General features: G+C 37.7%; 13 protein-coding genes. 7 read left to right on the forward strand and 6 right to left on the reverse strand.

Going from position 1 to position 16,989, the window contains the following annotated elements; genetic code table 11:
* Positions 1 to 123: 123 nt before the first annotated feature.
* The 5 genes from DRF57_RS12220 (at position 124) to DRF57_RS12240 (ending at position 6,692) form a co-directional block, all read left to right on the forward strand.
* Complete coding sequence (locus DRF57_RS12220; protein ID WP_123863317.1) at positions 124 to 531, forward strand: HYC_CC_PP family protein; 408 nt, start codon at positions 124 to 126, stop codon at positions 529 to 531.
* Between the two features lie 70 nt (positions 532 to 601).
* Complete coding sequence (locus tag DRF57_RS12225; RefSeq protein WP_115918758.1) at positions 602 to 1,990, forward strand: TolC family protein; 1,389 nt, start codon at positions 602 to 604, stop codon at positions 1,988 to 1,990.
* A 14-nt stretch (positions 1,991 to 2,004) separates the two neighbouring features.
* Positions 2,005 to 5,157 carry an efflux RND transporter permease subunit gene (locus DRF57_RS12230; protein WP_115918760.1) on the forward strand — a complete coding sequence of 1,051 codons (3,153 nt, stop codon included), beginning with the start codon at positions 2,005 to 2,007 and terminating at the stop codon, positions 5,155 to 5,157.
* A 12-nt stretch (positions 5,158 to 5,169) separates the two neighbouring features.
* Entirely contained in the window at positions 5,170 to 6,255 is a 1,086-nt protein-coding gene (locus DRF57_RS12235; RefSeq protein ID WP_115918762.1) for an efflux RND transporter periplasmic adaptor subunit, read from the forward strand.
* 8 nt (positions 6,256 to 6,263) lie between these two features.
* A complete protein-coding gene (locus DRF57_RS12240; RefSeq protein ID WP_115918764.1) occupies positions 6,264 to 6,692 on the forward strand; it encodes a hypothetical protein in 429 nt (142 codons plus the stop codon).
* 228 nt (positions 6,693 to 6,920) lie between these two features.
* On the opposite strand, the gene DRF57_RS12245 is transcribed toward DRF57_RS12240, so the two are convergent.
* Both DRF57_RS12245 and DRF57_RS12250 read right to left on the reverse strand, forming a co-directional pair.
* Complete coding sequence (locus DRF57_RS12245) at positions 6,921 to 7,169, reverse strand: NifU family protein (RefSeq protein ID WP_002977212.1); 249 nt, start codon at positions 7,167 to 7,169, stop codon at positions 6,921 to 6,923.
* Between the two features lie 48 nt (positions 7,170 to 7,217).
* A complete protein-coding gene (locus tag DRF57_RS12250) occupies positions 7,218 to 8,324 on the reverse strand; it encodes an Mrp/NBP35 family ATP-binding protein (protein ID WP_047492057.1) in 1,107 nt (368 codons plus the stop codon).
* Positions 8,325 to 8,473: 149 nt separating this feature from the next.
* Here DRF57_RS12250 and DRF57_RS12255 point away from each other — a divergent pair, with 149 nt between their 5' ends.
* Positions 8,474 to 8,929, forward strand: a complete 456-nt coding sequence (locus DRF57_RS12255; RefSeq protein ID WP_115918766.1) for a hypothetical protein — start codon at positions 8,474 to 8,476, stop codon at positions 8,927 to 8,929.
* Between the two features lie 133 nt (positions 8,930 to 9,062).
* Here the strand turns inward: DRF57_RS12255 and DRF57_RS12260 are convergent, their stop codons facing one another.
* Both DRF57_RS12260 and DRF57_RS12265 read right to left on the reverse strand, forming a co-directional pair.
* Positions 9,063 to 10,637 carry an outer membrane beta-barrel family protein gene (locus DRF57_RS12260; protein WP_115918768.1) on the reverse strand — a complete coding sequence of 525 codons (1,575 nt, stop codon included), beginning with the start codon at positions 10,635 to 10,637 and terminating at the stop codon, positions 9,063 to 9,065.
* Between the two features lie 69 nt (positions 10,638 to 10,706).
* Positions 10,707 to 11,405, reverse strand: coding sequence for a carboxypeptidase-like regulatory domain-containing protein (locus DRF57_RS12265; protein ID WP_115918770.1), 699 nt, complete (start codon positions 11,403 to 11,405; stop codon positions 10,707 to 10,709).
* A gap of 95 nt (positions 11,406 to 11,500) precedes the next feature.
* On the opposite strand from DRF57_RS12265, the gene DRF57_RS12270 reads away from it, so the two are divergent.
* Positions 11,501 to 14,302 carry a GH92 family glycosyl hydrolase gene (locus DRF57_RS12270; protein ID WP_115918772.1) on the forward strand — a complete coding sequence of 934 codons (2,802 nt, stop codon included), beginning with the start codon at positions 11,501 to 11,503 and terminating at the stop codon, positions 14,300 to 14,302.
* A gap of 136 nt (positions 14,303 to 14,438) precedes the next feature.
* On the opposite strand, the gene DRF57_RS12275 is transcribed toward DRF57_RS12270, so the two are convergent.
* Complete coding sequence (locus DRF57_RS12275; protein WP_115918774.1) at positions 14,439 to 15,161, reverse strand: phytanoyl-CoA dioxygenase family protein; 723 nt, start codon at positions 15,159 to 15,161, stop codon at positions 14,439 to 14,441.
* A gap of 10 nt (positions 15,162 to 15,171) precedes the next feature.
* Positions 15,172 to 16,422: a dicarboxylate/amino acid:cation symporter gene (locus DRF57_RS12280; protein WP_115918776.1), complete on the reverse strand. Its 1,251-nt coding sequence runs from the start codon at positions 16,420 to 16,422 to the stop codon at positions 15,172 to 15,174.
* Between the last annotated feature and the right edge of the window lie 567 nt (positions 16,423 to 16,989).

The following is a 16,989-nucleotide window of genomic DNA, read 5'->3' on the forward strand; positions in this document are numbered from 1 at the left end:
CTTTTTTAATGGTTGAAAACAATGATTATCCATAGAAATGAGACCTATTTCCCGTAAAGTATAAACTTCTTCCATAATTCTATAATATCATCAACGCTAATCAGGCTAATTTTATCACGCGAAATGAAAAGCGTCTTTCACATATTATTTCTCTTTCTTTATATGGTGGTATCTTCAGGGTTTACTACCAGCAAACATGTATGCAAAGGAAATTCAAGTGAAATCCATGTAGGACTGAAAAAGCTTTCTGATCTGGATTGCCCGAAATGCAGTGCCAATAAACAAAAAAATCATAGTGGATGCTGTAAGCTGGAAGTTAAAAAAATCTGTAAAGAAGACAACCTGCCACATTCTTACAAAAACTCTCCGGTTAAATTTTTATCAGCATCCATTCCTTATTATAACTTAGGGACAGTATTTGACAGTGCACCTGCTGCTGACCCTGAGAATCATACTTCTTATTTTGATCCTTCAAAATACCATCTCAACTACCCTTCCCTTTTCATCCTTCATTGCGTTTACAGAATTTAGAATACTGTTGAATCATACTATGATCCCAATAGGGACAACTATTTTTCAATTTTAATTCTAAATATACCATATGAATTTATCATTCAGAGCACTCATCTTATGGCTGGGCTGCCCTGCCATGTCCTTTGCTCAATTAACGAGCTTAGAAGACGTATTACTTAGGGCCGAAAAAAATTACCAGTCCATCAAAAAAAAGGAAATCAATATACAGGCCTCTCAGGAAAGGCTTCAGCTTCAAAAAACCTACTACCTTCCGGAAGTTACGTTAATGGCTCAACAGAGTTTTGGGACTATTAACGCACAAAACGGACCTATGTACAACCAGGGTGGACTTGGCACAGCCGCTACCTCAATACCGCTGGCAGAACAGAACTGGAATGCTGCATTTGGAAGCTTATATCTTGCTAATGTCAACTGGAATATCTACACGTTTGGAAAGCTTACCTCCAAAGAAAATATAGAAATCGCCGATACAGAAGTTCATCAAGCAGATTTGCACCAGGAAATTTTCCAACACCAGATCAAAACAGCCGCCGCTTATTTCAATCTTCTTGTCAGCCAACGTCTTGAAAAGGTTCAGCACGAAAATCATACCCGTTCAGAAGTCATTTATACCATTGCGAAAGCAAGAGCAGAAAGCGGATTAATTCCAGAAGTAGATGCCTCACTTGCCAAAGCGGAAATGTCCAGTGCCCAGACAGCAACGATCAATGCTAATGATCATGTACTGGACTACAACAAAAAACTAGCTGATTTGCTGGTGGAAGACTTTACAGATTATCAGCTGGATCATTATTTCAGTAGCAATACCCCATCTCTGACTCAGGAAACCGCATCATCTTCTGAAATACATCCAAGCATTCTTTTTCTTGCTCAGAAAATGAATAAAAGCAGGAAACAGGAAGACCATTTACACACATTGAAACTTCCATCACTCTCACTTTTTGGAGTATTTCAGGGTCGTGGATCAGGTTTTGGATGGAATTATGTTCAGGATAATGCTGCTTTTTCATCATCTTACCTAAAAGGAATCGGAGTAGACAGAATGAATTACATTGTTGGCTTAAACCTCAGCTGGAACCTTACGGACTTCTACAGAACCAGCTTCAAAGTCCATGAACAGAAACTGATCACAAAAGCATTGGATTTTGATTATCAACAACTACAACAGGAGTTATCTAACCAGCAGAGCCTTTCTGAATCAAAGTATAAAAATGCGCTTATAAAAGTAAAAGAGTCCCGAATACAGATGCAGGCTGCCACAGACGCTTTTCAACAACAAAAAGCTTTATACGAAAATGGCTTGACAACCATTGTAGACTTCACCCAGGCTCTCTATCTTTTGAACCGTGCTGAGATCAATTATGAAATTGCACAAAATAATTCCTGGCAGGCAGTAATCCTTATTGCGGCTTCAAAAGGTGACATCTCGATCATTACAAAAGCAATTACCCACTAACCAAAAATTTAAACATGAATCTTATAAAGTTTGCATTACGCAGACCGATATCTGTAATGGTATTGGTATTGGGTCTGCTGTTTTTTGGAATAAAAGCCGCTAAAGACGTTAAAGTGGATATCCTCCCGGAAATGAATCTTCCTGTTGTATATGTAGCCCATTCTTTTAATGGATATACCCCACAGCAGATGGAAGGATACTTCACAAAAATGTATGTGAATATGCTCTTATTTACCAACGGAATCAAGAGTATTGAATCTAAAAACACCCAGGGGCTCACCTTAATGAAAGTCAATTTTTATGAAGGAACAAATATGGGGGAAGCCATTGCACAGATTAATGCTCTTTCCACCCGTTCTCAGGTATTTTTACCTCCCGGAGCTCCACCACCGTTTATTATCCGGTTCGACTCCTCTTCACAACCTGTAGGACAGCTGGTTTTCCGAAGCAGTACAAAAACCAATAATGAACTTCAGGATATTGCCAATTTCAATGCACGTCCTTTTTTAATTGCTATTCCCGGGCTTACTACTGCTCCGCCATTCGGAGGAAGTCCGCGTACCATAGAGGTTAATGTAGATCCCGTTAAACTCCGGGCGCACCATATGTCTCCGGAACAGGTAGTGGAAGCCATAAGCCGAAATAATATCACTTCACCTTCGGGAAATGTGTATATTGGAGAAACCAATTATCTTACCCCCACCAACAATACTGTAAAAAAGGTTGAAGAACTTGGAGGTATTCCTCTTTTCAAGGGGACAGCAGATAATGTGTATATCCGGGATGTAGCTACCGTAAAAGACGGGGCGGATATCGCAACAGGATATGCTTTGATAGATGGGAAAAGATCGGTTTATATTAATATCGCCAAAGCCAGTAATGCTTCTACCCTGGAAGTGGTCAATACGCTGAAAAAATCCCTGCCTAAAATACAACGGAATATGCCCGATGATGTCAATATTTCCTATGAATTTGATCAGTCCGTTTATATTTCAAATGCTTTAAAAAGTTTAGTTATAGAAGGTATTTTAGGAGCTTTACTAACCGGGCTTATGGTGATGTTATTTTTAAATGACCGCCGTGCTGCGCTAATTGTTGTTCTGACTATTCCGATATCCATTATTTCGGGAGTATTATTTCTGAAATTATTCGGACAGTCTATTAATATCATGTCTTTATCAGGCCTTGCTTTAGCCATCGGAATCCTGGTTGATGAAAGTACAGTGACCATTGAAAATATCCATGAGCATTTTGCAATGGGTAAAACCCGGGCACGGGCAATATGGGATGCTTGTCAGGAGATTGCCTTTCCGAAGCTTTTAATCATGCTTTGTATTCTTGCCGTTTTTGCTCCGGCCTTTATGATGAGTGGTATTCCGGGATCATTATTTATGCCACTGGCGATGGCTATTGGTTTTTCAATGATTGTTTCTTTCATCTTATCCCAAACTTTTGTTCCGGTAATGGCCAATTGGATGATGAAACACGATCCACAAGTCTGTGAGAATCATAAACCCAATTGGTTTACCCGTTTCCGGGACCGTTTTGCCGGATTTTTATCTTCACTGATGAAACGAAGAAGGATCATAGTAAGTCTAAGTCTTGCGGTTATTTTGTGTATCGGAATCGGACTTTATCAGGGTACAGGAAAAGATGTGCTTCCGACAGCCAACTCACGCCAGTTTCAGGTTCGTATAAAAGCGGCTGAAGGAACCCGTATTGAAGTGACTGAAATCAAAGTGAAAAAATTTCTGGAACATCTGAAAAATAAAGTAGGAAAAGACAATATTGCTATTTCTTCCGTATTTATCGGGCAGCATCCTTCTACATTTGCAGTGAGCCCTATCTATCTGTATAATGCCGGCCCACATGAAGCATTGATGCAGGTTGCCCTAAAAGAATTCAACGGAAATTCAGACGAGTTCAAAGATGAGCTACGAAAATATTACAAGGAAAAAATGCCGGATCTTCAGCTCTCTTTTGAGCCTATAGAACTGACAGAAAAAATTCTGAGCCAGGGAACCAATAATCCTGTAGAGATACGGATTTCCGGAATGATGAAAAAAATGAACCGTATGTATGCCGAAAAACTTTTAGCAAAACTGAAAGATATAGACTACATGCGTGATCAGCAAATTCCTCAATCGATGAATTACCCTGCTTTACAGATTAATATAGACAGAACGAGAGCTGCTCAATTAGGACTGGATGCCCAGGATATTGCAAAATCACTGGTAACAGCTACAGCTTCCACGCGCTATACCAATAAAAACTTCTGGGTAGGAGGAATGATGGGGATTGCCTATGATGTACAGGTTCAGACTCCCCAGAATATTCTGAACAGCAAAGAAGAGCTGGCCAGCCTTCCACTGTCAAAAAATTCTGACAGACCTGTTCTCGGAGATGTAGCCACCATTACCCCCACAAAAGAATTAGGTGAAAGCTACAATTTGGGAACGATGGGCTACACTACCGTGACAGCCAATATCCACAAAACAGATCTGGAGCAGGCTTCCAAAGATGTGAAAAAAGCAATTGAATCTCTTGGTGAGCTTCCAAAAGGAGTTAATATTGAAGTGGCGGGAATGTCTCCGGTATTGCATGAAACATTGGATAGCCTTTCTTCGGGATTGCTTATTGCTGCTGCAGTTATTTTTCTGATGCTTGCTGCTACCTTCCAGTCTTTCCGAGTCTCTCTGGTAATTCTGACAACCGTTCCATTTGTAATTGTCGGTTCATTGGCATTACTGAAACTTACAGGCTCTACTTTAAATCTGCAGTCATATATGGGACTCATTATGTCTGTAGGAGTATCCATTGCCAATGCTGTTTTATTAATCAGTAATGCTGAAACAATCAGGAAATCAACAGGAAATGCTTTAGAAGCAGGTATTGAAGCTGCCAGATTGCGTATCCGTCCTATCATTATGACCACACTAGCTATGGTTGCCGGAATGCTTCCTATGGCTATCGGCTTTGGAGAAGGTGGTGATCAGGTATCACCACTAGGTCGGGCTGTCATCGGAGGACTTATTTTTTCTACGTTCTCTGTTCTGGTTATCCTTCCTCTTGTTTTCGGATGGATGCAAAAAAATACCAGCATTATTTCTCCTTCGCTAGATCCTGAAGACAAAGAAAGTATCCATTATTCTAATCCCAATCCATAATTTTTATATCCAATGAAAAACATTTTATATACCGCCATTACTTTAAGTCTTATCGTTATTCCGGCTTCCTGCAAAGATAAAACGGAAACTGAGCCAAAGCAGGAAACAAAATCTATGATGATGCCTGCCATGGAAACTGTGGAGATAAAAAAAAGCAATCCAAAAGTTGATCTTACACTTCCCGGTGAGCTTGTTCCGGATCAGGAAACTGCTTTATTTGCCAAAATACAGAGCTATGTCAAGAAAATTAATGTGGACATCGGTTCTTATGTAAATGCAGGACAAATCCTTATGATTCTGGAAGCACCGGAAATACAGTCTCAGGCAGCCAATGCAAAAGCTAAATGGCAGGCCCAGGAGGCCATATATACTGCCACAAAATCCAATTATGACAGAACGTACAGGGCCAATGAAACCAAAGGAGCAATTGCCAAAGATGCCCTGGATCAGATCACTGCGCGCAAACTTTCTGATGAAGCTCAGCTTAATGCAGCGAGGTCGGCATACCGTGAAATTCAGGATATCAACCAATATCTGGTTATCCGTGCTCCTTTCAGCGGAGTCATTACAGAAAGAAATGTAGACGTGGGAGCCTATGTTGGCCCTATGGGAGGAGCTCCACTGATGGTGATACAGAATACCTCGAAATTACGTCTCAGTTTATCCGTTCCCGAAGCTAATGTTCCTTACTTGAATCTGGGAGATACCATTTCATTCAGAATCAATGCTCTTCCGGAAAAAAGTTTTAAAGCCAGGATATCAAGAAAATCAGGCTCTTTAGATATGAAGCTTCGTTCTGAGAAAATAGAAGCTGATTTCATTAATCATTCCAGAGAGCTGAAACCTTTTATGATTGCAGAATCAAGGATCCCTTTACAAAATAATGAAGCTACATTCTTCATCCCAAGGTCAGCTCTGGTAGAAAGCAATATGGGAATTTATATCATCAGAAAAGAGGCTGGGAAAGCTCAGTTTATCCCTGTAAAAAAAGGAAGAATTCTAAATGACACCATCGAAGTGTTCGGTGATCTGTCTGAAGGTGATCAAATTATTAAGAAAGGAAATGAAGAAATTTTAGAAGGAAGTATAATTAAATAATATCAATAATGACAACAATTATCAGAAACCCACTCATCATTATTTTCTGTGCTGTTACCTGGTCTGCATGCAGCAACGAAAAACCTAAAAAGAACAGTCAGGAAGCTTCCACAATACAAAAAATGCAGCCTGTAGCCTCAGGAAAATATGCAAAAGGGGACAAAGTTCCTAATGAAACCGTCTGTATGGTAAACAATGCCTATATGGGTAAAAAGCAAATAGAAGTTCCCCACAACGGAAAAATATATTACGGCTGTTGTGAGATGTGTGTAGAACGTATTCCCAAGGACAAAACCGTAAGAGAAGCTGTAGATCCGTATACCGGCAAAACAGTAAATAAGGCCAATGCCTATATTGTGATGATAAGTGATGACGGTGAGGTGGCTTATTTTGAAAATGAGGAAAACTATAAAAAGTTTTTAACTCAGCATTCATAGTTTATATTTTTCTACTATTGTTTTAATGGCCTGGCAATGGATAATTGCCAGGTTTTTTTATTCCTGTAGGGCATACCTACATCCCGGTATAATATCTTTACCAGACCCAAACCTCACAGATTTTAGAAACCGGTGAGGTTTATTGGTAGCTAATGATAAATAAAAAAGAAAATAAAAAAGACAGACCTTAAAAAAAGATCTGTCTTAAAAATATCTCCGATGTAGTTTTTACTCTACGTTGATTACTTTTTCAATTTCCGGGGCATGTTGTTTAATGGTATTTTCAACACCTAATTTAAGGGTTGAAAAGTTCAATGAACATCCGGAACAGTTACCTAAAAGTTTCACAAAAACCTGGTTATCTTTCACATCAATAAGCTCAATATCACCTCCGTCCTTATTCAGAAACGGTCTGATGCTTTCCAGAGCTTCCATTACTCTTGTTACTGTATCTTCGTGCGTTATATTTGTTTCCATATTTTTTCAGTTCAATTCGGTTTTTTCAAATTTGATTGAAAGTTATTATTATTTTGCTTTTGGTGAGCACCCTGCCATTGTTGAGATCTTTACAGCTTCAGTAGGAGGAATATTCTTATTTCTTTCTACTAAGCTTTCAACCATCTTTCTTGCTGTTTCTGTATAGATTTCTTCAATTTTAGAACCTTCCTGAAGAGCTGCAGGTCTTCCTACATCTCCAGCTTCTCTGATACTTTGGATCAAAGGGATTTCTCCAAGCACCGGAATTCCAAGATCTTCAGCAAGATACTGTGCTCCCTGGTTTCCAAAGATATAATATTTATTCTCAGGAAGTTCATCCGGTGTAAAATACGCCATATTTTCGATTAATCCAAGAACAGGAATATTAATACTTTCCATCTGGAACATTGCAATACCTTTTCTTACATCTGCCAATGCCACATGCTGAGGTGTACTTACAATTACAGCACCTGTAACAGGAACTTCCTGGATAATTGATAAGTGAATATCACCTGTTCCCGGAGGAAGATCTATTAATAAGAAATCCAATTCTCCCCACGCTGCATCTCTGATCATTTGATTCAATGCTTTTGAAGCCATTGGACCTCTCCATACCACAGCCTGATTAGCTCCTGAGAAATATCCTATAGAAAGCATTTTCACCCCATAATTTTCAATAGGTTTCATCATGCTTTTACCACCAACATCTACAGAAATGGGTTTTGCTCCTTCTGTATCGAACATGGTAGGTACTGATGGTCCGTAAATATCGGCATCCAATAACCCAACTTTAAAGCCCATTTTAGCCAATGTTACTGCCATATTTGCAGAAACAGTAGACTTTCCTACTCCTCCTTTTCCGGAAGCAATAGCGATAATATTTTGAATCCCGGGAATCTGTTTTCCTTTGATCTGACTTTGCTGAATTTCACTAGGCTCCGGAGAAACGATTTTAAGTTTTAAATGAACATTTTCTCCAAACTCACTGGCAAAAGCCTGCTTCATTGCAGCCTCCAGCTTTTTCTTTTCATGCATTGCAGGCGAATGAGCGGTCATGTCAATATAAACATCTTCACCCATAATCTGAAAATTATTCACTAAATCGTCTACTTCTATTTCTTTAAGGAAATTTTGAACCTTTTCTTTCGTCAACATATAAATATAAATTGTTTACAAATTTACGGATTTTTTCGGTAATTTAGAATCAATAAAATCTATAATATCAGGTGATAAATCAGATGATTAAAAATGTTGTTTATTCTATTTTTTCATTCTGACTTTTTATCCGTCACACAAAATAATGTATGGAAAATACTGCTTACCCATCCAAATACGCTTCTCCCAAAGGAATTTTCAACGTTGGAAAGACCAGGTTCAAATGGTATGACCTTGCCGGAAATCTTTCCGAAATTTCTTCCCAAGACATCAAAAATGCCCAACTTGCAATAGAAAACGCCGGTGAAAATTTTCAGGAGATCGATGATCTTGGCTTTGTTATCATGCACCGGTGTGGAGAAAACTATCTTCTTTTGGTCTGCACATGGCGAAGTGAAAATGAATTATGGGAAAGTGTATACTATGATGGTTCGGGAACATTTGAAATATGGGACAGAAATAAAACCCATCTCCCCACTTATTGTGTCTGGGAAATGGGAATTGTATATTATGAATCCCGGGCATGGAAAAAATACCTGGGAACAGAAAGAAGAGAGAATGATCAGGAGCTGTATCTTCAAGATTTCTTTGAGGGAGAAGTATAGATATTACTCCGGATTTTTTGAAAGCTATTTTTGCGAAACCCTATAGATTTGAATGAAAAGGAGTATCCTAATAACTTATAGTTTTCAGCAATTTAAAAGTCCAATAATAATGGCCTTTTTCTAACTTCCTTTCCTAATTCGCTCTGTTCTTCTCATCAAAATTCACATGACGGCTGGCTCCTTTTACCTTTTTATTTCCAAAAGTATAAGTGGCCGATACTGTTAATCTTCTGGCATCGTAATAATTATTGTAAGAATGGGTTCCTGTCGTATAATAAATTTTACCAATACTTTTTCCCTGCTTAAAAATATCGGAAACCATTACATTCACCTGAAGGTTCCTTTCCATAAAGTTCAACTTAAGCCCTGACGTAAAAACTCCGGCAAAATCCATATACACGTTTCCTGAATTTGAAGGTAAACGGAACCAATAATTGAGAATCAGCTGAATTGTTTTGCCCTTAGTAAGTCCCAGAGTATTCTGAACATCGAAATCATAGCTGTTTCCTTTTCTGGAAGCGGCATCGGTTGCAAAAACATCCGTATTCATATAAGCATAATTGGCTGAATAATTCGCTTCCCACATTTTGAAAAAAGTATCTGAATAGTTAAGGGAAACTCCCATACTGTTCTGATTGTAATAGTTTTCAAAAGTACTGATCCTGTTTTCATTTTTCAGGTTCGCCAGCTGACCAAATGCATCCAAAGTTCTCTGAAAATAAGCAGAAGCTGACAGTTTTCCTTTGTAGACATAGGACAGTTCAAAATTGTGATTGATAGAAGGTTTCAGAAACGGATTCCCCGTAAAGTAAGAATTGATATTGATGTACCAGCGGTATGGATTGATCGCCCGGAATCCAGGCCTGTTGATCCTTTTGGAATAATTAAGATTGAAGGTATGATTTTCATTACTTTTATAGGTAACATAAGCCGTTGGAAAAAATTTCCCATAAGAATTCTCTGTCTGCTGTCCTGAGGTTAAAGAATTTCCGTTAACAACAGCGTATTCATAGCGAAGCCCAGCTTTTGCCGACCATTTTTCATTGAAAGATTTTTCAAAGCTGATATAGGCGGCATAGTTTTTCTCATTATATTCAAACTGATTGCTTTTTAATGGATCTGTCACATAATTTCCATTGATCAGATTCTGATAGGATATATTGGAATTATTATCAAAATTAGTGAATTTCACGCCTGTTTCGGTTTTTGCAAATTGATAAGGTAAAGTAAGATCGGCCTGCCCGGAATAGATTTTATAATCTACCGTTGAAGGAGATTTTACCACAAAGCGGTCTCCCAGGTTCTCCGTTGTTGTAAAATCAATGGTCGTTTCAGGAACATTGGAAAAATAATTTCCTGTAATGCTCAGCTTATGATCCTGTTTTCCGAATTTCAGATCATAATAGGCACTTGCCGTATGCTGCTTCCCTGTTGCTCTGTGTTCTGCATACGTAAGTAGTGTATTTGTATAGTTGTCATTCTGAAAATAGTTCGACGTATTTGTGATATTCATATTGGAGTGGCCGAATCCATAATCATAGATAAAGCCTATATTAGACTTATTACTCAACTGATAGTCAACACTTATATTAGCGCCCAACCCGTCACCGAAATCTTTTCTGTTGTCGTTACTTTTAAGACCATCTGCACCTTCTATCCAGTAATTTTCATATGAATGTTTGTCATATTTATTCTGTCTTAATTTCAATGAAGAACGGAGCTTTTCGTTCTGATAATTGACGGTTGCACTATTGGATGTTCCTGTATACGTTTGCTGCTAAAGACTTGTCGTAAAACTTCCGCTCCATCCCAGATTCTGATTCTTCTTCAACACAATATTGATCAGTCCGCTATTTCCCTGTGCTTCGTATTTGGCAGGCGGTGAGGTAATGACTTCTATTTTTTCGATATTTTCAGATCGCAGACTCTTAAGGTAGGTTACAAGCTCGGTGGGTGAAAAGTTCAGTATCCTGTCGTTTACCATTACCGCTACCCCATTTTTCCCAACAATGGAAACTCCTGTATTATCATCTATTTTAACCAATGGTGTCGTTGCAAGAGCATCTGCCCCATCCATTCCCTGTGAGGCAATGGAGTTAGCAACATTGAAAACCAATCGGTCTGCCTTTCTCTCAATCAGTTTTTTTCTGGCGGTAAGACTAACTCCTTCGATCTGCTGTTCTTTCTTTTTTTCAATAAAAAAATCCTGTTTCAGATCTCCACTTACCGTAATATCCTTATTGAATACTTCCACTCCTTCCTGTATAAGTTGTATATGGTAATTTCCTTTCTCCAAAAGTTTCAGTGAATAATTTCCTTTTTCATCCGAAATAACAGTTTGTTTCTTCTCACCTTTTACAGCTATTACTTCAACGTAGGAAACCTCATGTCCGGTTTGCGTGATTTTTCCCGTTATACTTTGTGAAAAAGCAATTGCCGGAAGTAGGAGTATTCCTGACAAAAATATTCTCTTCATGAATTATGATCGTTTTTTATAGGACAAGCTATACCATTCTTTTATTACATCTGTTTTGCTGTTTTTCAATATATTCGCTATTATAAAATTAGAATATGAAAAAAGGGCTCATCACGTTTTCTTTATTTGTTACCCAGATTATTTCTGCTCAGAACTATTCACAATATGTCAATCCGTTCATAGGGACAGGAGGTCATGGTCACACTTTTCCGGGCGCTATAGTTCCTTTCGGAATGGTACAGCTTTCTCCGGATACCAGAATAGACGGAAGCTGGGACGGATGCAGCGGATATCATTATTCGGATTCGGTGATCTATGGGTTTTCCCATACTCACCTGAATGGAACCGGGGTTTCTGATTACGGAGATATTATGCTTATGCCTACGATGGGCAATCCAACTCTGAATAGTAAAGACTATTCTTCAAAATTTTCACATAAAAACGAAAAAGCTACTGCCGGATTTTATACTGTAAAATTAGATAAAAACAACATCAACGTTCGCCTTACCACTACCAAAAGAGTTGGCTATCACGAGTATACTTTCAATAATGCCGGAAATGCTAATATTATTCTGGACCTCAACCATAGAGACAAATTGCTGGAAGGTGAAGTAAAAATCATTGATGATAAAACCATTGAAGTTTTCAGAAGAAGTGAAGCCTGGGCAACCAATCAGTATATCTACTCCAGAATTGAATTTTCTAAACCTATGAAAATCTCTAAGAAGGAAGTTAACGGAAAACAGGAGGCCAACCTTTATACCGGAACAAAACTGGCTTTGGCATTTTCTGCAGAGGTTAAAAAGGGAGAAAAAATCAATATAAAAGTTTCCATTTCCCCTACAGGCTATGAAGGGGCAGAAAAAAATATGCTGGCAGAAGGACAGACGAAGGATTTTGAAACAGTAAGAAAACAGGCTGAAACAGATTGGGATAAAGAGCTTTCAAAAATAGAGGTAAAATCTGAGGATAAAAACAAACTCTCTGTTTTTTATACGGCATTGTACCATGTTTTTACACAGCCTAATATCAATATGGATACTGATGGAAAATACAGAGGCCGTGATAATAAGCTTTATACAGCCAAAGACTTCGATTATTATACCGTGTTTTCGCTTTGGGATACCTTCAGGGGAGCACATCCTCTGATGACTTTAATTGACAGAAAAAGAACCGCCGATTTTGTCAACACCTTTATCAAACAATATGAGCAGGGAGGAAAACTTCCTGTATGGGAGCTGGCTTCCAATGAAACAGAATGCATGATCGGTTATCATGCTGTTTCTGTAATTGCCGATGCTATGGCTAAAGGAATTCAGGGATTTGATTATGAAAAAGCTTTTCAGGCGTCAAAGAATTCTGCCATGCTGGATATTTTTGGGTTAAATGCCTACAAGCATAATAATTACATCAGCATAGATGATGAGTCTGAGAGTGTTTCCAAAACAGTAGAATATGCCTATGATGACTGGTGTATTGCTCAAATGGCTAAAATTTTAGGTAAGAAAGAAGATTATCAGTATTTCATGAAACGTTCTCAAAACTGGAAAAACCTCTATAATCCTACGAACGGATTTATGCAACCCAGAAAGAATGGAAAATGGTATGAACCTTTCGATCCGAGAGAGGTAAACAATAATTATACAGAAGGAAATTCATGGCATTATTCGTATTCCGTACAACAGGATATTCCCGGTCTTATTGCAGCTCATGGCGGAAAAGAGAAATTTGAAAAATTCATTGATGCCATCTTCGCTGCTCCGGATAAGACAACAGGCAGAGAACAGGTAGATATTACAGGGTTAATGGGGCAGTATGCGCAGGGAAATGAACCGAGTCATCATATTGCTTATCTCTACAATTTTGTAGATAAACCTGAAAAAACAGATGCTAAAATTAAATATATCCTTGATAATTTTTATAAAAATACACCGGACGGACTTATTGGAAATGAAGACTACGGACAGATGAGTGCCTGGTATGTGCTAAGCTCGATGGGAATTTATTCTGTAACCCCGGGATTACCTGAATGGGCAACAACTACTCCTTATTTTGATGAGGTTAAAATTCATCTTGAAGACGGAACTACGAAAACCATTACCAAAAATACAGGTAAGGCAGAACTTAAAAAACTGGGATTTGAAAATGTAAAATCATTTAAAGATTTTAAGTATGATCAGATCACAGCTTCCCCTATAATTTCAGCTGACCGGATTTTTGACTTTTCTACAAAGGTTGAGATTACTCCATTACACCCCGGTGATAAAGTGTATTATATGACTATGGATGAAAGTGATGCCAATAAAAGAAAAACATTCATTCCTTACAAAGGACCTTTCTCTATCACAAAAACGACTCAGGTTCTCGCATATGCCGAAAAAAATGGTGAGAAAAGCTCTGCGACAGTAGCCAATTTTAACAGAAGACCGAATTATTGGGATATCCATATTCTTTCAAAAGCCACGCCTCAGTATACAGCTAATGGAAAACTGGCATTAATTGACGGAATCAGAGGAGATATCAACTGGCGAAAAGGGGAATGGCATGGATATCAGGGGCAGAATTTCGAAGCAATTATTGATTTCCAATCTCCTCAGCAGATCACAAAACTATCTTCCACCTATCTTCAGGACAGTAAAGCCTGGATCCTGATGCCCAAAAAAGTGGAATATTATGTTTCTATGAATGGTAAAGACTTTATTCTTTTGAAAACAATAGATAATACGATCGATCCTAAAGACGAAAAGGTTCAGATACAAGACTTTACAACGGAAATACTTCCTACCGAAGCCAGATATCTCAAAGTAAAAGCTTATTATTTCGGGAAGCTTCCGGAATGGCATCAGGGCGCCGGTGGAGATGCTTATATCTTTATTGATGAAATCTCTGCAAAATAAAACGAGAAAAAGAATTTCTATTGTTTTTCTGTTACGATCAGGAAAGTATTGAAGATCCTGACAGCGAAATACTATACTCTGATTAAAGCTAAAACAAACCCCTCTTCAGAATTTGAAGAGGGGTTTGTTTTTTATCTCAATACATTCTTTCAGACCATTGCAGGCCCCCCGGAAGTTCCATGTCAGAAAATTCTATATGGATCACCCTTCTCTTTTTACCGTTGGTGGTCCTGTTGGAACCATGAAGGGTAAGAGGTTTCATAATCATGATTCCCCCTTTTTCCACATTGCATATTTCTTCAGTTTCCACCTTCCAATCGATAGTTTCAGGTCTGTAAATTCCTTTGGAGTGGGATTTTGGAACCACTTTTAAGGCTCCATTATTTTCATCCGTATCATCCAGATGAATTCTGATGGTATAAATATTCTCCAGTATAGGTAGCGGAGGCTGAACGGCAAACTGGTTTTGTTTTGTGGTCCAGGGGCCGAAATCGGGTACATCCAATTTTTTATCTACAGAAATAGTGAGATCCTGATGATAGGCTACATACCAGTTAGAGGTTTCTGGCTTATCAAAATAAATACTTTTTACCACAAAATATTTTTCTCCAAAAATTTCTTTAACCACTCTTTGAATATTTTCATTAAAGATGAGGTCTTTTATTTCTGGAAGTTCTTTTAAAAACTGTCTAATAGCAAACAGGTCTTCAGATTTCCTGAAATTTTCTTTTGAAGTATCTATATTTTCAAGAACACGACTTATTTTATCAATTTCTTCAGGAGAAAAAATAGTGTTTATAACAGTAAAGCCATATTCAAGAATATGGCTTTTATATATTTCTAAGTTTTTTAAACTCATTGATAAATCTTTAAATTTTATCTAAGGGCTCGGTTAACTGTCCTTCCCACTTAGAAACTGCAGAAGTAGCCAGTGTATTTCCTAATACGTTTGTCATACTTCTTCCCATATCACAGAAGTGGTCAATTGGCAGAATTAAAGCAATTCCTTCCGGAGGAATACCAAACATCGAGCAGGTAGCCACAATAATCACCAGTGAAGCTCTTGGAACTCCGGCAATACCCTTCGAAGTAAGCATTAATACCAGAAGCATCGTGATCTGCTGCCCCAGTGTCATTTCGATACCGTAGATCTGGGCAATGAAGATAGAGGCAAATGTCATATACATCATACTTCCATCCAGGTTGAAAGAATATCCTAAAGGCAGAATAAAAGATACTACTCTGCTGTTACATCCGAATTTCTCAAGCTCTTCCACCAATTTTGGGAATACAGCTTCCGAACTTGTTGTGGAGAATGCGATCAATAAAGGCTCTTTAATTCTTTTCAATAAATCAAAAAGACGGTTTCCTAAGATCAGATATCCGACCAGTAAAAGAACAAGCCACAGAACTCCTAATGCGAAGAAGAAGTCTCTTAAATAAATGGCATAGACTTTAAATATTTCAAACCCATTGGTAGCCACTACTGCTGCAATAGCTCCTAATACTCCCAGAGGAGCAAACCACATAATATATCCTACCATTTTAAGGATAGCGTGGGCAATAATATCGAAAAGTTTAACGACCGGCTGAGCATATTCTTCTCCCAAATTTGCCAAAGCCACTCCAAACATAATAGCGAATACTACAATCTGTAATACTTCATTAGTTGCAAAAGCCTCAAATAAACTTTTAGGAATCATATGCTTCACAAAATCTTCCAAAGAAAAACTTTTGCTGCTTTTAAGAAGGTCTTCAGCAGAAGCAACATCCTGGATTGGTAGCTTTGTTACATGTCCCGGTTCCAGCCAGTTTACCAGCATCAAGCCTATAAAAAGGGAAACCAGAGAAGCAGAAATAAACCAAAGCATGGCTTTTGTCCCTACCCTTCCGATCATTTTGATATCACTCATTTTGGCTATTCCAACAACCAAAGTGGTAAATACCAATGGGGCAATGATCATCTGTACCAATCTGATGAAAACAGTTCCCAATAATTTTATATTCTTGGAAAAAGGTTCCGCACTTTCCGGATATTTTACATGTACTATTCCTCCAATTCCTACTCCCAGGATAAGTGCAATGATAATTGCTATAAAAAGTTTATTCTGTCCTTTCATATATAGTTCAATTTGCGCAAATATAATGGTTTTTCAGTTGGCATAAGATTTTCTTCAAAACGGATTAATTTTAGAGTAGAATTTTAATAACCCGTCGGGTATTTTGAAAATAAAAAAAACAATAGATGGTTTACAATCTATTCAACTAATCATCAACCAATTAAAACGCCCTTAATTGCAATACTAAAATCTATAAACGTCTCGAAATATATCGATTCGTTATTTTTTGATTGATTGCATAAAATTATCAGTTTTGCATAAAATATATTATAAAACGATTAGAACCTAACGTTTACATTAATAAGATTCTAAAAACACATTAATTTATAAGAAATTAAATTTATTATGATGAAACTTATATCTGTTTTTAAGAGCATGCAGTACAATTAATTTTTAAACTTTAAATTTTGCTTATTCCCTCAAACGCAACAATTTAAAGGTACTGCATCATTAAAAATCAAAATACTATCCATGAGATTTAATGTACATTTTTTGATTTTTGAAACCAGTTTATGAAATTTTAAAAATAAGCTGATTAACAGGTAATGATTAACGCTTACTACATTT

This window comes from Chryseobacterium rhizosphaerae (assembly GCF_003385455.1).
GTDB classification, from domain to species: Bacteria; Bacteroidota; Bacteroidia; order Flavobacteriales; family Weeksellaceae; genus Chryseobacterium; species Chryseobacterium rhizosphaerae.